Origin of the sequence: Catenulispora yoronensis (assembly GCF_039531695.1) — a bacterium.
GTDB lineage: Bacteria > Actinomycetota > Actinomycetes > Streptomycetales > Catenulisporaceae > Catenulispora > Catenulispora yoronensis.
In genome coordinates this window covers 1-20,763 of the sequence record NZ_BAAAQN010000055.1, presented here as the reverse complement: position 1 = coordinate 20,763, position 20,763 = coordinate 1, and the positions used below count along the sequence as shown (strand labels likewise).

The 20,763-nt window shown below is 72.8% G+C and carries 14 protein-coding genes; 2 read left to right on the top strand and 12 right to left on the bottom strand.

Annotation, left to right across the window (positions count from 1 at the left end; genetic code table 11):
- Positions 1–32 precede the first annotated feature (32 nt).
- The 3 genes from ABD481_RS34525 to ABD481_RS34515 all read right to left on the bottom strand — a co-directional run bounded on the left by ABD481_RS34525 (position 33) and on the right by ABD481_RS34515 (position 4,051).
- Positions 33–2,507 (bottom strand): Tex family protein, encoded by a 2,475-nt coding sequence (locus tag ABD481_RS34525; RefSeq protein ID WP_344670039.1) that lies wholly within the window; start codon positions 2,505–2,507, stop codon positions 33–35.
- 152 nt (positions 2,508–2,659) lie between these two features.
- The gene (locus tag ABD481_RS34520) at positions 2,660–3,166 is read right to left on the bottom strand and encodes a nucleoside-diphosphate kinase (RefSeq protein WP_344670038.1); all 507 of its coding nucleotides are present in this window, start codon (positions 3,164–3,166) and stop codon (positions 2,660–2,662) included.
- A 93-nt stretch (positions 3,167–3,259) separates the two neighbouring features.
- Positions 3,260–4,051, bottom strand: a complete 792-nt coding sequence (locus tag ABD481_RS34515; RefSeq protein WP_344670037.1) for a class I SAM-dependent methyltransferase — start codon at positions 4,049–4,051, stop codon at positions 3,260–3,262.
- 221 nt (positions 4,052–4,272) lie between these two features.
- Here ABD481_RS34515 and ABD481_RS34510 point away from each other — a divergent pair, with 221 nt between their 5' ends.
- Positions 4,273–6,462, top strand: coding sequence for an MMPL family transporter (locus tag ABD481_RS34510; protein ID WP_344670036.1), 2,190 nt, complete (start codon positions 4,273–4,275; stop codon positions 6,460–6,462).
- Between the two features lie 99 nt (positions 6,463–6,561).
- Here ABD481_RS34510 and ABD481_RS34505 read toward each other — a convergent pair whose 3' ends face one another.
- From ABD481_RS34505 to ABD481_RS34495, 3 genes are all read right to left on the bottom strand, one after another.
- The gene (locus ABD481_RS34505) at positions 6,562–7,239 is read right to left on the bottom strand and encodes a hypothetical protein (RefSeq protein WP_344670035.1); all 678 of its coding nucleotides are present in this window, start codon (positions 7,237–7,239) and stop codon (positions 6,562–6,564) included.
- A 90-nt stretch (positions 7,240–7,329) separates the two neighbouring features.
- Positions 7,330–8,853, bottom strand: coding sequence for an FAD-dependent oxidoreductase (locus ABD481_RS34500; protein ID WP_344670034.1), 1,524 nt, complete (start codon positions 8,851–8,853; stop codon positions 7,330–7,332).
- A 125-nt stretch (positions 8,854–8,978) separates the two neighbouring features.
- Positions 8,979–10,481: a helix-turn-helix domain-containing protein gene (locus ABD481_RS34495; RefSeq protein ID WP_486323368.1), complete on the bottom strand. Its 1,503-nt coding sequence runs from the start codon at positions 10,479–10,481 to the stop codon at positions 8,979–8,981.
- Positions 10,482–11,172: 691 nt separating this feature from the next.
- Between ABD481_RS34495 and ABD481_RS34490 the strand changes: the two genes are divergently transcribed.
- Positions 11,173–11,640: a WhiB family transcriptional regulator gene (locus ABD481_RS34490; protein WP_344670032.1), complete on the top strand. Its 468-nt coding sequence runs from the start codon at positions 11,173–11,175 to the stop codon at positions 11,638–11,640.
- Between the two features lie 460 nt (positions 11,641–12,100).
- Here the strand turns inward: ABD481_RS34490 and ABD481_RS34485 are convergent, their stop codons facing one another.
- The 6 genes from ABD481_RS34485 to cobT are packed head-to-tail and all read right to left on the bottom strand — an operon-like array spanning position 12,101 to position 20,129.
- Positions 12,101–12,919 (bottom strand): TrmH family RNA methyltransferase, encoded by an 819-nt coding sequence (locus ABD481_RS34485; RefSeq protein WP_344670031.1) that lies wholly within the window; start codon positions 12,917–12,919, stop codon positions 12,101–12,103.
- A gap of 28 nt (positions 12,920–12,947) precedes the next feature.
- A complete protein-coding gene (locus ABD481_RS34480; RefSeq protein WP_344670030.1) occupies positions 12,948–13,544 on the bottom strand; it encodes a TetR/AcrR family transcriptional regulator in 597 nt (198 codons plus the stop codon).
- A 9-nt stretch (positions 13,545–13,553) separates the two neighbouring features.
- Positions 13,554–14,567: an aldo/keto reductase gene (locus ABD481_RS34475; RefSeq protein WP_344670029.1), complete on the bottom strand. Its 1,014-nt coding sequence runs from the start codon at positions 14,565–14,567 to the stop codon at positions 13,554–13,556.
- Between the two features lie 42 nt (positions 14,568–14,609).
- Complete coding sequence (locus ABD481_RS34470) at positions 14,610–15,371, bottom strand: hypothetical protein (RefSeq protein WP_344670028.1); 762 nt, start codon at positions 15,369–15,371, stop codon at positions 14,610–14,612.
- 57 nt (positions 15,372–15,428) lie between these two features.
- Positions 15,429–16,646 carry a uroporphyrinogen-III C-methyltransferase gene (cobA, locus tag ABD481_RS34465; RefSeq protein WP_344670027.1) on the bottom strand — a complete coding sequence of 406 codons (1,218 nt, stop codon included), beginning with the start codon at positions 16,644–16,646 and terminating at the stop codon, positions 15,429–15,431.
- 45 nt (positions 16,647–16,691) lie between these two features.
- Positions 16,692–20,129: a nicotinate-nucleotide--dimethylbenzimidazole phosphoribosyltransferase gene (cobT, locus tag ABD481_RS34460; protein WP_425559364.1), complete on the bottom strand. Its 3,438-nt coding sequence runs from the start codon at positions 20,127–20,129 to the stop codon at positions 16,692–16,694.
- Positions 20,130–20,763: the final 634 nt, after the last annotated feature.

Here is a 20,763-nt window from a genome sequence, read left to right as displayed (position 1 = left end):
TAGACCGCTACGCCGCCAAGGCCGCCGGGCCGCTACGCCAGCCCGGCCCGCCGCAACGCGTCCGCCAAAGCCCCCTGCGGCTCGCTCCCGCCGCGCCGGTCACCGCCACTGCCACCGCCGTGACCGCCGCCGCCCTGGCCGCCGCGCCGGTCGTTGCCGCCGCCGCCCTGGCCCCCACGCCGGTCGTTGCCGCCGCCACCGCGCCCGTCGCGCCCCCGGCCGCCGCCTCCGCCGCCTCCGCCGCCGGTGCCGCTGTTCTCGCCCGACTGCCGCTGCCGGCCCGGCCCTCCGGCGCCTCCGGCGCCCGCCTCGTCGTCGAGCCGCAGCGTCAACGCGATCCGCTTGCGCGGCACATCGACGTCCAGCACCTTCACGCGGACCACGTCCCCCGGCTTCACCACGTCCCGGGGGTCCTTCACGAACGTCTTCGACAGCGCCGAGATGTGCACCAGGCCGTCCTGGTGGACGCCGACGTCCACGAACGCCCCGAACGCGGCGACGTTCGTCACCACGCCCTCCAGGATCATCCCCGGCTGGAGGTCGCCGATCTTCTCGACCCCCTCCTTGAACGTGGCCGTCTTGAAGGCCGGCCGCGGGTCCCGCCCCGGCTTCTCCAGCTCCGCCAGGATGTCCGTCACCGTCGGCACACCGAACTTCTCGTCGGCGAACTCGGTCGGCTTCAGCGCCCGCAGGGTCTTGGTGTCGCCGATCAGCTCCTTGATCCCGGCGCCGGTGGCGGTCAGGATCCGCCGCACCACCGGATACGACTCCGGGTGCACCGACGAGGCGTCCAGCGGGTCGTCCCCGCCGGGGATCCGCAGGAAGCCCGCGCACTGCTCGAACGCCTTCGCGCCCAGCCGCGGCACATCCTTTATCGCCCCGCGCGTCGCGAACGGCCCGTTCGCGTCCCGGTAGGCCACGATGTTGTCGGCCAGCGACGACCCGATGCCCGACACCCGCGTCAGCAGCGGCGCGGAAGCGGTGTTGACGTCGACCCCGACCGCGTTCACGCAGTCCTCGACCACCGCGTCCAACGACCGCGACAGCTTCCCCTCGGCCAGGTCGTGCTGGTACTGCCCGACGCCGATGCTCTTGGGGTCGATCTTCACCAGCTCGGCCAGCGGGTCCTGGAGCCGGCGCGCGATCGACACCGCGCCGCGCAGCGAGACGTCCATCGACGGCAGCTCCTGCGTCGCGTACGCCGAGGCCGAGTAGACCGACGCCCCGGCCTCGGAGACCACGATCTTCGTCAGCTTGAGCTCCGGCATCGCCGCCACCAGCTCCGAGGCCAGCTTGTCGGTCTCGCGCGAGGCGGTCCCGTTGCCGATGGCGATCAGCTCGACGTTGTGCGCCTTGGCCAGGGTCGCCAGCTTGCCCAGCGACTCCGTCCACTTGTTGTGCGGCACGTGCGGATAGATCACGTCGGTGGCGACCGACTTGCCGGTGGCGTCGACCACGGCCACCTTCACCCCGGTCCGGTACCCCGGGTCCAGCCCCATCGTCGCCCGCGTCCCGGCCGGCGCCGCCAGCAGCAGGTCGCGCAGGTTGGCGGCGAAGACCCGCACCGCCTCGTCCTCGGCCAGCGTCCACAGCTGCATCCGCACGTCGACGGCCAGCCGGACCAGGATCCGGGTCCGCCAGGCCCAGCGGACGGTGTCGTTGAGCCACTTCACCCCGGCGCCGGGCGCGGTGGGGGACGGGATCCCGAAGTTCTTGGCGATCCGCACCTCATACCCGGTCTGCGTCACCGGCGCGCCGGGGTCCGGGTCCTCCGACTCGGGGTCGAAGGTGAGGTCGAGCATCTCCTCCTTCTCTCCCCGCAGCAGCGCCAGGATCCGGTGCGACGGCAGCGCGGTGAACGGCTCGGCGAAGTCGAAGTAGTCGGCGAACTTCGCCCCGGCCTCCTCCTTGCCCTCGCGGACCTTGGACGTCAGCCGCCCGGAGCTCCACATCCGCTCCCGCAGCGCGCCGATCAGGTCGGCGTCCTCGCCGAAGCGCTCGACCAGGATGGAGCGCGCCCCGTCCAGCGCGGCCGCCGCGTCCGCCACACCCTTGTCGGCGTCGACGTAGCCGGCGGCGGTGGCCGTCGGGTCCAGGCTCGCGTCCGCCAGCAGCGCGTCGGCCAGCGGCTCCAGCCCGGCCTCGCGCGCGATCATCGCCTTGGTGCGGCGCTTGGGCTTGTAGGGGAGGTAGATGTCCTCCAGCCGGGCCTTGGAGTCCGCGGCGAGGATCTGCGCCTCCAGCGCGTCGTCCAGCTTGCCCTGACCGCGGATCGACTCCAGGATCGCCTCGCGCCGCTCCTCCAGCTCCCGCAGGTAGCGCAGGCGCTCCTCCAGGGTGCGCAGCTGCTCGTCGTCCAGGCCCTCGGTCACCTCCTTGCGGTACCGCGCGACGAACGGCACGGTCGCGCCGCCGTCCAGGAGCTCGACCGCCGCCCGGACTTGCCGGTCGGCGACGCCGAGCTCCTCGGCGATGCGCAGGTGGATGGACGCTGCTGTCGCTGCCACGCGTGGTACTCCCGCCAGATAAAGGCCTGCTAACTCGCGAGAGCGATCCTAGGCCCTAGACGCTCGATTCCTGGGGGTACCGCCGCGAAACGACTGATCGGCGGCGCCGGTCGGACGCCCCCAGGACTCGATCGTCCAGAGCCCGGAATCGGCTAGAGCACGAACTTCTCGGCCACCGTGGAGTACTCGAAGAGGTCCTCGTCCTGGAACCACAGCGCGACTTCCTGCTTGGCCTCGTCCACGTTCCCGGAGGCGTGCACCAGGTTCGCGACCGCGATGCCCTTGGCGGTGGCGTAGGCCTTGTTCTGGTGCGCGTAGTCCCCGCGGATGGTGCCGGGCGCGGCCTCGTTCGGGTAAGTGGAGCCGACGATCTTGCGCACGGTCTTGACCGCGTCGATGCCCTCCAGCACGAACGCCAGCACCGGCCCGGACTGCATGAACGACGCCGTGGCGTTGTAGACGCCGGCCCCGAAGCGCTCCTCCAGGTCGAAGTAGTGCTTGCGGGTGAGGTCCGCGTCCATCCAGACCATCTTGGACCCGACCACCTTCAGCAGCGCGTCCTCGAACCGGGTCAGGACCCGCCCCATCATGCCGCGGGCCACGGCGTCGGGCTTGAGCAGGACGAGCGTCCGCTCGACGGGGGCGCCGGTCTCGGTCATATGCGTGGTCCTTCGCTGTTCGACGATCGTTTCCAGGACTGCCAGGAGCGTCCAGGACTGCTATGAGCATCTTATTGGGCGCGGCCCCGCGGGTTATCGAGCCCGCGCGATCGTGGCGATTTCCCGGCTCCGGTCGGTCAGCGGCCCGCGGTCCCAGTCCCCGAACTGGGCCTCGACCGTGAAGCCGGCGGCCGCCAGGAGCGGGTTCAGGGTCTCGGGAGTGTGGAAGCGCAGCGTGGTGCGGGAGACGCGCAGCGGCGTGCCGTCCGGGCGCGCCGCCGTCTCGGTGAAGGTCACGAGCGCGCCCTCGACCCGCTCCACCTGGTGCCAGCCGCGGATTTCGCGGCCGTCGGGCAGCGTCAGCGTTCCGGCGTTCGCGGGGTTCCACTGCTCCCAGGCCCGGGCCTGGAGGTGCCGGGTGCCGAAGACGAACGCGCCGCCGGGCCGCAGCGCGCGCCGGATCGCCGTCAGCGAGTCCCGCAGCTCGTCGGGGTCGGCCAGGCATTGGAAGGCGTTGCTCGCCATCGTCGCCAGGTCGAACTCGGCGTCGTAGGCGAGTTCCGCGGCCGTTCCCGCGACCCACTCGATCTCAGGGCCAGGGCCGGAGCCAGGTTCGAGGCCGGGCCCGAGTCCGGTCCGCCGCCGGGCCCGGCCCAGCATCGCCGGGTCCGGGTCCACTCCGGTCAGCCGTCCGGTATGTCCCTCGGCGCGGGCCACATGGAGCATGCTCCCGGTCCCGCATCCGACGTCGAGCACGGAATCCGCGGCGGCGACCGCGTCGGAGAAGAACCGGTCCTGCGGGAACCCCCGGCGGTCCCACGGATTCTCCATGTCGTACACCAGCGCCAGGTCGGCGTCGGTGAGTTCGTCGGCGTCGGCGCTCATCGCGGCAGCGTTTCGCATGGTTCGGTCCGGTGTCCAACCGTTTCTCCATGCCTAGCCGGAACTTGGCCGCTCACGGCCCGACCATCAGAGTTCTCCGACCCGTTGCGAAAACGCGTTGTATCGCGTGTCACAATGGGAGGGTAACGAGTCCGTGTTGCGGACCCGCACGCGCCGGGAGCCGTCCGCGGACGAAGGTCGCGATAGCCTGAGGGGGCTCTTTCGTGAGTGGTAACGCGTTGACCAACGCGGATTCGGAGCCGGGGGCCTACTCCCGGTTCGTGTCCGGGAAGAAGTCAAAGTGGGTGGTCTTCGGCATCTGGGTGCTGCTGATCATCAGTCTCGGCAGCTTCGCCTCGAAGCTGAACGACGCCCAGAAGAACGACACCACGTCGTGGCTGCCCAAGAGCGCCGAATCGACGAAGGAACTGAAGATCGAGGGTGACTTCCACCCGAACTGGTACCCGGCGATCCTGCTGTTCCAGAAGACCGACGGCCAGCTGACCGATGACGACAAGGCGAAGATCAACCACGCCGCCGACATCATGAAGCAGGACCCGGCGGCCGCGAACCTGGGCCTGGTCGTGCACTCGGCGGTCACCGTCATCCCGTCCAAGGACGGGACGGCGATGCAGGTGATCGTGCCGGTGAACCCCGGCACCGACGGCTGGAACAAGTTCCCGGACACCATCAAGGCCATGAAGGACGCGGTCGCGACCGCGGGTCCGGGTCTGAAGACCTGGGTCACCGGGCCGATGGGCGAGGCCGGGGACGAGGCGGACGCCTTCAAGAAGATCAACGGCTCGCTGACATACTTCACCGGCATCGCGGTGATCGTCATCCTGCTGATCGCCTACCGCAGCCCGATCCTGTGGCTGCTGCCGATCATCACCGTCGGCGGCGGCGCCCTGACCGTGGCCGAGTCGGTGATCTACCTGCTGGCCAAGCACGCCGGCCTGACCGTGAACGGCCAGGCCGCGTTCATCCTGATCGTCCTGGTGTTCGGGGCTGGAACCGACTACGCCCTATTGCTCATCGCGAGATACCGCGAGGAGCTCAGGCGCTATGAGGACCGGCACGAGGCGATGGCGCACGCCGTGCACCGCGCCGGACCGGCCCTGGTCGCCAGCTCCGCCACCGTGGCCGTCAGCATGCTGATCCTGCTGGTCGCTGAGATGAACTCGACCAAGGGCATGGGCCCGGTGCTGGCGATCGGCGTGATCATCGCGCTGGCCGCCATGCTGACCCTGATGCCGGCGCTGCTGGTGATCTTCGGCCGCTGGGTGTTCTGGCCGGTCAAGCCGACCTTCGGCTCCGACGAGCCGACCGCGCACGGCGTGTGGGCCCGCATGGGCAAGCGCATCGCGGTGCGGCCGCGCGCGGTGTGGGTGGTGACGGCGATCATCCTGGCCGCCTTCGCCGCCGGCATGGGCCAGCTCAACGCCCACCAGCAGACCGTCGCCGAGCAGTTCGTGAGCGAGCCGGACTCGGTGAAGGGCGCGGTCGTCCAGGCCCAGCTGTTCCCGACCGACAACGGCCAGCCGCTGGTCGTCATCGGGAACGCGGCGGCCAAGGACGCGGTCGAGGCCAAGCTGAAGACCGTGTCCGGGGTGGACGCGGCCGGGGTCGGCACGCCGTCGATCATCAAGTCGGCGGTCGTGAACGGCCACTTCTACCTCGAAGCGCCGCTCACCGACGCGCCGGACTCCAAGGCCGCCCAGAAGACCGTGGACCGGGTCCGGGACGCGGTGCACGCGGTGCCCGGGGCCGACGCCAAGGTCGGCGGCGGTCCGGCGATCACGCTGGACATCTCCCGGGCCTCCAGCCACGACAGCAAGCTGATCATCCCGCTGATCCTGATCGCCGTGTTCATCATCCTGGGCCTGCTGCTGCGCGCCGTGCTGGCGCCGCTGCTGCTGATCCTGACGGTGATCCTGTCCTTCACCGCCTCGCTGGGCATCAGCGCGCTGGCGTTCAAGGGCTTCGGCTGGCACGGCGTGGACATCGGGATGCCGCTGTACGGGTTCGTGTTCCTGGTGGCATTGGGCATCGACTACAACATCTTCCTGATGACCCGGATCCGGGAGGAGTCGGTGCGGCGCGGCACCCGGCGCGGCGCGCTGGTCGGCCTGTCCGCCACCGGCGGCGTGATCACCTGGGCCGGCCTGGTGCTGGCCGCCACCTTCGGCGTGCTGGCCACGCTGCCGATCGTGCCGTTCGCCGAGATCGGCTTCGCGGTGGCGCTCGGCGTGCTGCTGGACACCATGATCGTCCGCTCGGTGCTGGTCACCGCGCTGACGCTGGACATCGGCAAGCGGATCTGGTGGCCGAGCAAGCTGTCCACGTCGGAGGAGCCGAACGGCGGCTCGCTGGAGGCGGCGCGGGCGGCGGACGACGGCGTGCTGGTCTCGTAGTCCCGGCCCGCACAGCAGGACCCGCTGAATAGCACGACAGCGGTGGGGAGGCTCTCGGAAGAGGGCCTCCCCACCGCTTTTTCGCTGCCCCTTTTTTCGCTACCCCTGGTCGAAGGCGACCTGCTGGAGCATCGTGGTGTCGGAGATGATCTCCACGTGGTAGAGCTCGCCGTCGGCGACGCAGCGGTACGGCGTCGGCGTGTCGAACGGGACCAGCACCGCGGCGGGGATCGTGCTGTCGCAGCTCAGAACCTTGCCGTAGCCGGAGCGTCCCCATTGCCGGCGCACGCTGTCCAGCGTCAGCAGGCCCTTGGCCTGCCGGCTGGCGATCGTGAAGTAGGGCTTGGCGTTGCCCTCGATCGAGACCTGGAACGGCACCGACAGGTTCTGCCACTTCGCGTCGCAGGTGAAGCTCTTGTAGGTGCCGTCGAACACCAGCGACGCGGCACAGTCCGGCTGCACCGGCTGGTAGGAGCCGAGCTGGCCGGCCAGCGAGTTCTCCATCTGCCGCGCGAGCTCGGCCAGCGGCGTGGCCATGACCGCCGAGCCCGGGCCGCCGCTGGGCACCGCGCCGTTGAACTTCTCCGCCGCCACCGGCACGCCGTGGTAGTCGGCCGGGATCGGCGCCGGCCGGTCGTCGCCGCCGCAGGCGCTCGCGAACCCGGCCATGAGCACGGCCACGAGCACGGCGGCCGCCGCCGATCCCGAGCCGCGGCGGATCCGGTGGATCCGGCAGCGCCGATCGCGGCGCCGACTGCCAGGCTTGGACACCGCCATAGGCTCTCATCGAAGCCTGGGACCGTCCACCGTCCACCATCCACCGTTCATCGCGGGCCGGGGCGCACCTCGCGACCCCGACCCGGCAACTCAAGCCCCGGCCGCGCCGATCGCCAGCCCTGCCTCCTCCGCGCTCGGCGCGTCCGCGGCCCAGGCGATGAAGCCGTCCGGCCGCACCAGCCGCACCGGTCCGCCGTCGGTCGGCACCGCCGCCTTGACTCCGGCCTCGGTCGCCGTCTTGTGCAGATCCTCCGGCGCCAGCAGCACGAAGCCGCCGCCGCGCATGGCCTCGAACAGCCGCGCCGGGGTGCCCGCGAGCGGCACGTCGCCGGCCCGGTGACCGGTCAGCTCGTGGGCGCCGATCGGAGCCCAGTACTTGATCCACAGGCCGGACAGCGCGAGCCCGAGGCGGTGGTTCACCGCCGGCCGTTGCAGCGCGAAGTGCATCGCCGCGTTGCGGAGCTTGCGCGCCGGGGTCACCTTGATCTGCGCGGCGCGCAGCAGGCGGCCCGAGCCCTTGATCACCGCGGTCCCGACCGGATAGCGCTCGCTCTCGTAGGTGTCGAGCAGCGCTTCGCCGGCGCGGCCCCGCAGCACCGCCGCCAGCTTCCACGACAGGTTCGCCACGTCGAGCAGGCCGGTGTTCATGCCCTGGCCGCCCGCCGGGCTGTGGGTGTGGGCGGCGTCGCCGGCCAGGAAGACGCGGCCGACGCGGTAGCGCTCGGCCTGGCGCTCGTCGCTGTGGAACCGGCTGGACCAGCGCGGCTCCCCCATCCCGAAGTCGGTGCCGAGGGTGGCGTGCAGGATCTCGCGGACCTCGGCGAGGTCCACCGGCTCGGACTCGGCCTTCGGGTGCGACTGGTCCCACGCGATGATCCGGTGATAGCCGTCCTTGAACGGCGCGACGAAGGCGAACTTGTCCCCGTCGGTGTTGGTGGCGATCCGCAGCGAGGGCGGGTCGGTGAGCACGGCGTCGACGAGCATCACCGAGGCGACGACGGTGTGGCCGGGGAACGGCACGCCGAGCAGCCGGCGGATCGAGCTGTTGTGCCCGTCGGTCCCGACCACGTAGGCGGCCCGCTCCTCGCGGGTGCCGTCGGCGTCCTGCACGGTGAGCGTCACTCCGTCGGCGTCTTGACGCAGGTCCACCACCTCGGTCTGGTAGCGGATCCGGACGCCGAGCCGGTCCAGCCGCGCCTGGAGCACGGCCTCGGTCTCGTACTGCGGCACCACGAGCAGGTACGGGTACGGCGTCGGCAGCTCCGAGACGTCCACGACCGCGGTGTCGAACAGGCGCAGCGACTGCACCGGCGCGCCTTTGGCGATCAGGTCGGCGGCGATGCCGCGGGCGTCGAAGGCCTCCAGGGTGGTGGCGTGGACGACCAGCGCGCGGCTGAGGTTGGACAGCCCGGCGTGCCGTCGTTCCACCAGGGTGACCGGGATCCCGGCTTCGGCCAGGTCGCCGGCCAGCAGCAGGCCGGTCGGACCGGCGCCGACGACGACCACGCGGCCGCCGCTGCCGCCATTACCGCTGTCGCCGGCGCTATCGCCGGCGTGATCGCGGCCGTCGCCGCTGTCGATGGGCTCTGATTCCGTCGAAGAAGGCTGTGACACGCTGGGACGCTAGTCCCTCGTGCCCCGGGCCGTCCAGGCAACGCCGGGACCCGGCCGGGGCCGGGGTCCGCCGCGCGGCCCGGAGGCCGTCGCGACGGCGGACCCCGCCTGCCGGAAAGCACCGGTCAGGTCGCCAGCCGCATGGTCGCGCCCCACGAGGAGTTCATGCGCATGTCCAGCTCGCGCACGCAGCGGGTGTCGTCGAAGGTGTCCATCTTGCGGCGCACGTTGTAGATCCGGTCCCAGCCGATGCCGTACCAGTGCTTGTCCAGATTCACCAAGGCCCGCTCCAATGTGGAGCAGGCCGCTTCGATCTCCTTCGTGCGCACATGGATGTCGGCCATGTCGGCCAACACGATGGTGCGCTGTTTCGCCTCGGCCGGTTTCAGGGCCATCAGCGAGCACAGCAGCGCCTCCTGGGCCAGCTCGGGACTGCCGCCGTTGATGTGGCAGAAGCCCTTGAAGCCGTTGAGGCGGGTGGCGTCGAAATAGTCCAGCCACTCCGGGTCCGGCACCGGGGAGCGGTCGGCGTCGGACAGGGCCTCCTCCGCCCGGCCGATCAGGTCGACCGCGCGCTTGTGGTCGCCGAGCCGGGCCTCGATCTCGGCGTCCACGGCGTGCAGCCATGAGCGCTGCACGGCGCTGACCCCGCGCGCGGCGTGCGCGTACGCCGCCCGCATCAGGTCCCGCGACTCGCCGGCCTTGCCGTCCCAGGCCGGGATGAAGGCCAGGTGCGCCAGGATCGCCGAGCCCAGCTGGTGGTCGTCGGCCTCCCGGGCGGCGACCAGGGCGTTGCGGTAGTGCAGCCGGGCCGGGTCGGCCCGCTTCAGGTCGAAGAACGCCAGCCGGGCGGCCAGCAGCGAGGCCTCGGCCAGCGACCCGGCCAGCCGGGTCCGCTGCGCCTGCGGCCCGGTGCCGCTGAGCAGCGCCGCGCCGAGCTGGGCGTGCGCGACGGCCGGGGAGTACATGCGGGCCGGGGGAACCGTGTAGTACAGCGATCGCTGCTGGCTGGTGATGAACTCATAGCCGTCGACCATCTGCCGGTCGAACGGGACCGCCCGGCCCGCCGGGTCGGCGGCGGCCGGCAGCCGCTCGGCGGACTCCGCCCCGTAGGCGGACTCCCCCGCCCCGGCCACGGTCAGCGCGGCGGCGGCGCTGGTGACGAATTCTCGGCGCTTCACTGGGTCGTGCCCTCCAGATCGGTCGGCGGGCCGCGTGCGGCACAGCCCTGCCATCCGTCCGTGTTGCGAGGCTCCCCCAGCTCCCCCGCCGTCCTCGGGCTCCGGCTCGGGAGCGCGCCCGGTGACGGCGGTCGGTGGCTGCGACGATTCCGGCCGCGGTGCCCACGGCACCGTCCATCCGACCTGGAACCCCATCTGCGCGACGGAGACGCCGAACACTTCCTCCAGGACCCGCTGGTACGCCGGCAGCGGACACGGCGGGTCCTCACTCTCCCACCGGCGGACCTGCCGGACGGAAAGCGACAGCACCTTACCAAGGGCCCGCGAGGCTTTCTCGAACTCCGCGGCGAATTCCGCCTGTGTCCAATGGCGGGACAGCCGCAAGGCCTTCAACGCGGTATTACCCGCGGGTTTTCTTCCCGGGGAGGAGCCAGAATCCACCTGCATGGCAGAACCCTTCGGTCCATGCGCAACGGCGGACGGCCCCGCGCCGACCGCAGCCCGGTCCGCCACCGATCGGAGATCGATTGTCGCAGAGGGCTGGTTCAGACGTTAGACCCGAACAAGCCTCCAATGGTAGTACAACCACCCGAAAGGACTATGGCGAATACCTGCGAAAACAAGGATCACGCTGATCAGGACCCTGCGTCACCGGCGCCCCCTGAACGGAAACCCCGAGGGCGCGGGCCGTCACGGCGTGATCGCAGGGCGCTACCAGAGCCGATGACGGTGCGTCGCCGGACGGGCACCGGAACGGCGTGGCGCGGTCGGCGCCGGGGTGGCGGGCGACGCCACCGTCGGATCGACCAGGCGCGACAATAGTTGACGAACCTGAGTAACCAAACCGCTAATTCGCTTACCGCAACAAGATCTCTGATAAGCGGCGATCGTTGACAAAGGTCGCATCGCGGACGCCTCCGGGCCCTGGCGGACCCCCGACGCGGGCCCTTCCCCAGGCCGCTTCATCGAAACGAGCTGAGAAGATTCCACCTCGATTCCCGGGAACACGGGACGGCCGTGATCCGTTACACCCGTAGCCCGGTATCGCCGCTGTACGCCTCCTGCTGGGGAGTGGTGGCCGTGCCGGGTGGGACACGGCAGGTGCGCGGGAGAGTTATGAAGGGGGTGAGCCGGAACAATGGCTCAGCAGACCACGATCCGAGGGGCCGTCGGACCGATACCGGCCCGCTCGTCGTCGGCGCGGACGGCGGCCAGGATCCCGCCGATCGCGGAGTTGAAGCTGGGGTGGCAGGAGCGCGGCTCATGCCAGTCCGGGGACGCCTCCGCGTTCTTCGCCCCGGATTCCGAACGGATCCGGGAGCGGGAGAAGCGGGAAGCGGCGGCCAAGCGGGTGTGCGAGGAATGCCCGGTCCGCCAGCAGTGCCTGGAGCACGCGCTGGCGCTGCCCGAGCAGTTCGGCATCTGGGGCGGCCTGACCGAACTGGAACGGGCCGACGAATCACGGCGCCGCCGCGGCGCGGCCGGCACCGGCCGGGCACCGGTGGTGGTGCCGATCCGCATCGGCAGCCAGCGCGACCGCGGGTTCGCCGACACCCAGGCCCAGGCCCAGCAGCCGTCCAGGGAGGGCACCGAGGTGGCGGCCTGACCGCCGCCGCATTGCCCGGCCCCAGCAGCCGCCGGAGCAGTGCACGAACAGCAAGGAACAACGGGAACAGCAAGCAGCCACAAACGCAGCCACGAACATCGAAGCGCCGGGCCGGATCGCAGGGGTCCCCCGGCGCTCGATGTTTTGCTGGAACCGCGAATCGCCTTCCCGCATCGACGATTCGCGCTGCCGCCATCGCAGAGCGGGCAGCCGCAGCAGCCGCTTGTCATTAGCAGCGCTCAGCTGTTAGCAGGCGCGCCGCCGCGATCGTAAATGCAAGCAACCGCGGCCGGAGACAGAGCCGGGATGCTTCACGAATCGCCCGAAGCATTCAGCCCGCACTGCCGCGATAGTAAAACTTGCGATAACAAACGCCGCCGCTGTTTCAGGAATCACGCTCAGCTTTCAGCCGACGCCGCCACGATCGCATAGCTCATAGCTCCTGTTTCAAGAATCACCCTCAGCTGTCAGCCGGCGCCGCCGCGATCGCATAGCAAGCAACCGCAGCCGCCGCGGCCACGTTCAGCGAGTCCACTCCGGCCGTCATCGGAATCCGCACCCGCAGATCGGCGGCCGCCAGTGCGTCGTCCGACAGGCCGTCGCCTTCGGTGCCCAGCAGCAGCGCCACCTTCTCGTCCGGGCCGAAGCGCAGCGCCGGCAGGTCGACGGCGGTCGGGCCCGGGGTCAGGGCGATGGTGCGGAATCCGTGGTCGGCCAGGGTGTGCAGGCCGCCGGGCCAGGACTCCAGGCGGGCGTAGGGCAGCGCGAAGACCGTGCCCATCGACACCCGTACCGATCGCCGGTACAGCGGGTCGGCGCAGCGTGGTGTCAGCAGCGCCGCGTCCATTCCCAGTGCCGCCGCGCTGCGGAAGATCGCGCCGAGGTTGGTGTGGTTGACGATGTCCTCCAGCACCACGATCCGCTTCGCCCGGGCCAGCAGCGGTCCCGCTTCCAGCGCCGGGGTCCGCTGCATCGAGGCCAGCGCTCCGCGGTGCACGTGGAATCCGGTCACCGCCTCCAGCAGCGGCTCCGCCCCGACGTAGACCGGCGCGTCGGCGGTGTCGATCAGCGCGCGCATCGGTTCGGCCCACTTCGGCGACAGCAGCATGGAGCGCATCGGGTAGCCGGCGGTCAGCGCGCGCCGGATGACCTTCTCGCCCTCGGCCATGAACAGGCCCTCGGCCGGTTCGCGGACCTTGCGCAGCTCGATGTCGGTCAGGCCGGAGTAGTCGTGCAGCCGGGGGTCGGCCGGGTCGGTGACTTCGATCAGTTCTCCCACGCCTGGCATCCTGCCGCATCGGCCCCGGTCAGCCGGAATCGCGCGGCAGCAGTCCGGTGCGCAGCAGGTCCCACACGCCCTCGAACGAGGCGTCGATCCGCGGCCGCACCCACGCCGAGCGGCCGGCCGGGTGGTGGAAGCGCGCGGTGGCGTCGAACAGGGCCCGGGCCGTGGCCTCGGGATCGGCGGAGGCGATCTCGCCCCGGGCCACGCCCTCGGCGGTCACCTGGGTCAGCCGCGCCACGACGAAGTCGATGTGCGCGACCACCGGCGCGCGGGCGTCCTCGGCCAGTTCGGCGAAGGCCGAGAAGAACTCGGGGTCGTCCTGGGCCCGTTCCCACTTGGTCTCGGCCAGCGTCCACAGCAGCAGCCGCAGCCGCTCCGGCGCGGGCCCGGCGCCGTCGGCGACCGCCGCGAGCGCCGGGTGCATCCGCTGGAGCCACCGGTCGACCACGGCGTCGCGCAGGTCCGCCTTGGTCGGGAAGTGCCGGTAGACCGAACCGTGGCTGACCCCGAGCGCCCGCGCGACGTCGACCACCGTGGTCTTGGCCGGCCCGAAGCGGCGCAGGGTCTCCTCCGCCGCTTCGAGGATGCGCTCGGGGGTCAGGGGGACGCTGGTGCTCATCGCTGAACTCTATTTCTCGGAGTCCAGGTGGGCCATCTGCCCGGCGTCGTAGCGGTCGCCGGCGGCCGCGCCCACGGGCACCGCCTTCTCGATCTCGGCGAAGTCCTCGGCACCGAGGGCGACGTCGAGCGATCCCAGCGACTCCGCCAGCCGCTCCCGGCGCCGGGCGCCGACCAGCGGCACGATGTCCGCGCCCTGGGCCGCGACCCAGGCGATCGCGAGCTGCGCCACGGTCACGCCCTTGCGCTCGGCGATCGCCCGCAGCGTCTCGACCAGGGCGAGGTTGTGGTCCAGGTTCGTGCCCTGGAAGCGCGGCGAGCGGGACCGGAAGTCCCCGGCGGCGCCGCTGTCCTTGGTCCAGTGGCCGCTGATCAGGCCGCGGGACAGGACGCCGTAGGCGGTGACGCCGATCCCGAGTTCGCGCGCGGTCGGCAGGATCTCGTTCTCGATGCCGCGCGTGATCAGCGCGTACTCGATCTGCAGGTCCGAAACCGGGTGCACGGCCGCGGCGCGGCGCAGCGAGTCCGCGCCGACCTCGGACAGGCCGATGTGGCGGACGTAGCCGGCCTGCACCATCTCGGCGATCGCCCCGACGGTCTCCTCGATCGGGACGCGCGGGTCCAGCCGCGCGGGCCGGTAGATGTCGACGTGGTCCACGCCGAGGCGGCGCAGCGAGTAGGCCAGCGACGTCTTCACCGCCGCCGGGCTGCCGTCGAAGCCGATGAAGGCGCCGTCGGGGCTGCGCTGGGCCCCGAACTTCACGCTGAGCTGGTACCGGTCCCGGTCGACACCGCGCAGCGCGTCGGCGAGCAGCAGTTCGTTGTCGCCCATGCCGTAGAAGTCGCCGGTGTCGATCAGGGTGATCCCGGCGTCCAGGGCGGCGTGGACGGTGGCGATGGACTCGTCGCGGTCGGCCGGGCCGTAGAGGGCGGACATGCCCATGGCCCCGAGGCCGAGGGGGAAGACTTGGGGGCCGGTCCGGCCGAGCGTGCGGAGGGCGCGGGTGCTGTCAGTCGTCGTCATACTTCGACTCTACGACTGACAGCTGACAGATTTCAAGTTTTGTCAGCCCGATATTGTCGGCGCACTGCTCGATGCGCTGCTCGGCACGCCGCTCGGGTCGGGGCTCGCCCCGGAATCGGACGTCTCCCCGCCCGGCGCCGGCGTGGCCTTCTTCATCGGTTCGGAGATCAGCAGCGCGGTGATCTTGTCCCCGGCCAGGGTCCCGGCGACCGTGACGGTCATCCCGACCTGGAGCTGGTCGGCGCTCAGCGGCCGCGCCTTGGTCCCGAACTTGGTGTCGTCGCCGTAGACCACGGTGACCGCCTTGCCCTTGGCCTCGGTCCCGGTGAAGGAACCGGCGTCGACCTTGGTGATCTTGACGCGGGCGGCGGTCCTGGCCGCGTTCTTGCCGCCGTTCTTGCCCTTCTTCCCGGTCCCGGTGGTCGCGTCCGGACCGGCCGGGGGCTGGCCTTGGCCCTGCGGCTGCGCGGTGCTGGAGCTGGAACTGTCCGAGGACGAAGAGGCCAGCGCCGCCGAGGTGCCCCACGCCGCGCCGCCCACGACGATCACCAGCCCGGCGCCGAGCGCCGCCAGCTTCGGCGCGCCGAGGCGCCCGAGGCGCTGCTTCAGGGCACGCGTCCGCCCTGCCGCGCCGCCCGGCCCCGCCGCCCCGTAGCCGGCGCCCTGCGACCCGGGCTCGCCCGCGTAGCCGTCCTCGTACCCGGGCAGCGGCGCCCCGGCGGTGTCCGGGCCGATGTTGTACGGATCGATCGGCTGGAACTGCCGCGTCGCGTCCAACGGTTCCCGGTCGTCGTCCTGGCTCATGCCGCCAGTAGACAGCGGCCGGGATAAACCGCCGGTGAATAAGGGTTCCGTAAGGGCTCAGGAGAGCGCGACGACCGGCCCGACGACCACGATCGCCGGCGGCCGGATCCCGGCCTCGGCCACCGCCGCCTCGACCAGCCCGAGCGTGGTCCGCACCCGCCGCTCGCCGGGCAGCGTGCCCTCCTGGACCACCGCGACCGGGGTCTCGGGGTCGCGGCCGTGGGCGATGAGCGTGGCGGAGATCGCGGCGATCCGCTCGATCCCCATCAGGATCACCAGCGTCCCGGTCATCCGGCCCAGCGCGGCCCAGTCCACCAGCGACTTCGGGTGGTCCGGCGCCACGTGCCCGGAGACGACCGTGAACTCGTGCGCCACGCCGCGGTGCGTGACCGGGATCCCGGCCAGCGCCGGCACCGAGATCGAGCTGGTGATGCCCGGCACCACCGAGCACGGCACGCCGGCCTCGGCGCAGGCCAGCACCTCCTCGAAGCCCCGGCCGAAGACGAACGGGTCGCCGCCCTTGAGCCGGACCACGAACTTGCCGGCCTTGGCCCGCTCGATCAGCACCTCGTTGATCGCCTCCTGGGCCAGCGCGCGGCCGTAGGGGATCTTCGAGGCGTCGATGATCTCGACGTCGGAGGCCAGCTCGTCGAGCAGCCCGCGCGGGCCGAGCCGGTCGGCCACCACCACGTCGGCCTCGGCCAGCAGCCGCCGGCCGCGCACGGTTATCAGGTCCGGGTCGCCGGGGCCGCCGCCGACCAGCGCCACGCCCGGGGTCCGGCCCCGGTGGTGCGGCGCGGCCAGGGTGCCGGCCCGCAGCCCCTCCAGCACGCCGTCGCGCAGGTCCACGGCCCGGCGCGGATCGCCGCCGCCGATCACCGCGACGGTGACGCCGTCGTGCCGCCCGACCGCCGGGGTCCACGCCGTGGAGTCCTCGGCGGAGTCGGCCCGGGAGCAGAACACCCGCCCGGCCTCGGCCTCGCGCGCCACCGCGGCGTTCACCGCCGGGTCGTCGGCGGCCGCGACCGCGTACCAGGCCTGCGCCAGGTCGCCGTCGCGGTAGGGCCGCGCCTCCCAGCGCACCTCGCCGCCGTCGGCCAGGGCCTCCAGCGCCGGCGTCGCCTCGGGGGCCACCACCAGCACCTCGGCCTGGGCCTCCAGCAGCCCCAGCACCCGGCGCTGGGCGACCGGGCCGCCGCCGATCACCACCGCCCGCCGGCCGGCCAGCCGCAGGGCGGCCGGGTAGACGGGGGTGGCGTCGCCGTAGGTGCTCATAGAAGGTGGTTCCCGGTGTTCGCGGGGTCCGCAGGACCCGTCGGCCTAGTGGTCGGCGGCGTCGTCCTCGTCCTCGCGCCCGGCGACGCCGGCCGACTCGAAAGTGGCCACGTCCCGCAGCGCGCGCACGGACGCCTGCACCAAAGGTAGGGCCAGGACCGCGCCGCTGCCCTCCCCCAACCGCAATTCGAGATCGATCAGCGGGACCACGCCCAGGGCCTCCAGCGCGAGCTGGTGCCCGGACTCGGCCGAGCGGTGCCCGGCCACCATGGCCGCCGTCGCGTCCGGGGCCAGGGCCTGCGCCACCAGCGCGGCGGCGCCGGCGATCACGCCGTCCAGGATCACCGGGATCCGCAGCGAGGCGGCGCCCAGGATGAACCCGGCCAGCGCGGCGTGCTCCAGGCCGCCGACCGCGGCCAGCACGCCCAGCGGATCGCCCGGGTCCGGGCGGTGCAGGTCCAGGGCCCGGCGCACCACGTCGACCTTGTGCGCGTAGGTCTGCTCGTCTATCCCGGTGCCGTAGCCGGTGACCTGGGTCGGCGAGGCGCCGGTGAACGCCGCGATCAGCGCCGCGCTGGCCGTGGTGTTGGCGATGCCCATGTCGCCGGTGAGCAGCACCTTGTTGCCGGCCGCCACCAGGTCGCGCGCGGTCTCCACGCCGACCTCCAGCGCGGCCAGCGCCTCCTCGCGGGTCATCGCCGGGCCCTCGGCCAGGTCCGCGGTGCCGTAGCGGATCTTGCGCGGCACCAGGCCGGTCTGCTGCGGCAGGTCGGCGTTGACGCCGACGTCCACCACGCACACCTCGGCGCCGATCTGGTGCGCGAAGGCGTTCACCACCGCGCCGCCGGCCAGGAAGTTCAGCACCATCTGCGCGGTGACCTCCTGCGGCCACGGCGTGACGCCCTGCGCGTGCACGCCGTGGTCGGCGGCGAACACCGCGACCGCGGCCGGCTCCGGCACCGGCGGCGGGCAGACCCCGGCCAGCCCGGCCAGCTGCACCGAGACGTCCTCCAGCACGCCCAGCGAACCGGCCGGCTTGGTCATCGCGGCCTGCCGGGCCAGCGCCGCCTCCTGGGCGTCGACGTCCAGCGGCGCGATCGCCGCCAGCGTCTCATCCAACAGCGACACCGGGTGGCTGCCGGGCAGCGCGCGGCGACCGTACTGCTCGTCGTGCACGGCCCAGGCCAGCGGCCGGCGCTTGGCCCAGCCGGCGCCGGACAGCTCGGGCTCCTCGGGGAACTCGCGGACGTAGCCGACGCACAGGTAGGCCACCACGGTGAGGTGGTCCGGCAGGTCCAGGGTGCGGGTGAGCTCGCGCTCGTCGAAGAACGACACCCAGCCCACGCCCAGGCCCTCGGCCCGGGCCGCCAGCCACAGGTTCTCCACCGCCAGCGCGGCGCTGTACGGGGCCATCTGCGGCTGGGTGTGGCGGCCCAGGGTGTGCCGGCCGCCGCGGGTCGGGTCGCAGGTCACGACGACGTTGACCGGGGTGTCGAGGATGGCCTCGATCTTCAGGTCCTTGAAGGCGCGCTGCCGGGCCTTGGGCAGCGAGGCCGAGTAGGCGTCGCGCTGGCGGGCGGCCAGCTCGTGCACCGCCTGCCGGGTCTCGCGGCTGCGCAGCACCAGGAAGTCCCAGGGCTGCGAGAAGCCGACGCTGGGCGCGGTGTGCGCGGCCTCCAGGACCCGGTGCAGGACCTCGTCCGGGATCGGGTCGGCCAGGAAGGTGGAGCGGACGTCGCGGCGCTCGCGGATGACGCGGTGCACGGCGGCCAGCTCGGCGTCGTCGTACGGCGGGACCCGGGGGACGTCGTCGAAGGCGTCGAGGGTCTCGTCGTAGGGGTCGGCGGCGTCGTCCTCGGCGTCGCCGGCCTCTGCGGCCTCGGCGACGTCGGCGGCCTCGGCCGGGGCGGCCCAGGGCACCAGCATCTCGGGCTCGGCGTCGGCGTCCTCGGGGTCCTCGTCCTCGACGGCGGCACCGGCCGGGGCCGGGTGGTTCACGGCCGCCGCCACCGCGGCGGGCAGCGCGCCGGCCACGGCGTCGGGCTCCGGGAAGTCGGCGAAGGCCTCGGCCGGGGTGATGGCCACGGTCGGGGTGGCGAAGACCGGGCCGGGTCCGTCGGCGGCCTCGGCGACCGGGGCGAAGCCGGCGGGCGGGAACTCGGCGGCCGGGAACTCGGTGTTCTGGTACTCGGGGTTCGAATACTCGGGGTTCGCGTAGTCAGGGTTCGCGTAGTCGGCGGCCGGATATTCGGCGTTCGGGTATTCGGCGTTCGGGTATTCGGCGTTCGCGTACTCAGCGGCCGGGGGGAACCCGTCGCCGGCCGGGAACTCCACACCCTCGGCCGGATCGTCGAAGACCGGCGGCGCCGGCTCGAAGCGCGGCGGGTCGAAGTGCGCCCCCGGGAAGGTCTCCGGCGCGGGCGCGCCGTGCTCCTCGGCGGCCGGCGGCAGGCCGTAGTCCGGGCCGGTGGTGGCGGTCAGCGGCCGGTCGCCGAACGAGGGCAGGCCGCCGTCCGGGCCGAAGACCGGGCCGGCCAGCGGGGACTCGCCGTTCGGGCCGAAGGCTCGCAGGTCGCCCAGGCCGGTCGGGATCTCCGCCGGGGGCGCCGGGAACCCGGCTACCTCGGCGGCCGGCGGGAAGGCCGAGCGGCTGTTGAACGACGGATCGCTGCCGGCCTGCTGCGGGAACGGCATCGGGCCGCCGAAGGTCGCCGCCGGATCCAGGCCGGCCTCGCCGAAGCCGTGGGCGTTCGGGGCCTGGTTCGGGAGCTGGTTCAGGGCCTGGTTCGGAGCCTGGTTCAGGAACGGCGGCGGCACCGGCGGCGGGAAGCCGTAGGACGGCTCGTCCTCGGCCTGGGGCGGGAAGCCGCCCTGGGCCGGCGCCTGGCCCGGGAACTCGTGCGGCAGCTGGCCCGGGAACTCGCCCAGCGCCTGACCCGGGAACTCGCCCGGGATCTGGCCCGGAGCCTGACCAGGGAACTCGTGCGCGGCCTGGCCCGGGAACTCGTGCGAGAACTCGGCCTCCGGGCCGAACCCGGGCGCGGCCGGCGGAAAGCCCGGCGGCACGCCGAACCCGGCCTGCGGGTCCTCGGCGGTCTCGGCGCCGAACCCGACCGGCGGGAAACCCGCGCCGGCCGGCGGCTGCTCCTCGGCGGCCGGCGGGAAGCCCGGTGCGGCGAAGGCGTCGCCGTGCGGGTTCGCCGGCGGGAAGCCCTGGCCGCCGAAGGGGTCGTAGGCCGGCTCCTCGTTCTGCGGAGCGCCGAACGGCGGCGTGGTCGGCGCGGCGCCGTAGCCGCGGTTCTCAGCGTTCTGCGTCCGCGGCCGCCGGCTGCCGGGGTTGGGGCGCGGCTCGGAGTCGTCGACGATCGCCGGGATGATGTCGGTCGGCTGGTCGTAGGACGCCGAGCCGGGCAGCGGGGAGCGCAGGTCGAAGCTGCCGGGGCGCTCGGCCGGCTCGCCGCCGTCGAAGACGCTGATGTCCACCTGGCCGCGGCCGTCCTGGACCCGGGGGTCCGGGGTGCGCGGGTCCGGGCCCCGGCCGTCGGCGCGGCCGTCGCGGCCCAGCGGGGTGCGGTCGGCGGCCTCGTCGAAGTCGTTGCCGTCGGCCGGCGAGGTCTGCTGCGGGACCACCGGGTCGCGGCGGAAGACGTCGAACTGCTGGGCCTGGCGCAGCGCCTCGGCGCCGCGCGCGGTCGGCGAGGTCGGCGCGCGGCGGGTGCCGGAGTCGGCGTTGGAGTCGCGCTGCTGCGGCAGGCTGAAGCCACGGGCGTCAGAGCCCTGATTCCGGGCGCCGGGGCCGTTCTGCGGGCCCCGGGCCGGCGGCGGGCCGGGACGCTGCCCCCGGCCGTCGGCGCGGCCGTCCAGGCGGCCGTCGAGGCGACCGTCAAGGCGGCCATCGAGCCGGCCGTCCAGACGTCCGTCGACCGGAAGACGCTGCGGCTGCTCGCGGAACCCGGAACCGGGCGGCACCGCCGGGCCGCCGGGCGCCCCGGCCGGACGCGGACGGATCGGCCGGGTCGGGCGGTTCGCGCCGTCCGGGCCCTGCGACGCCCCGGGCGCGCCGCCCGGCAGCGGCCGGGCACCCGGCTCCGGGAACCCCGCGCCGGGCCCGCCGGCC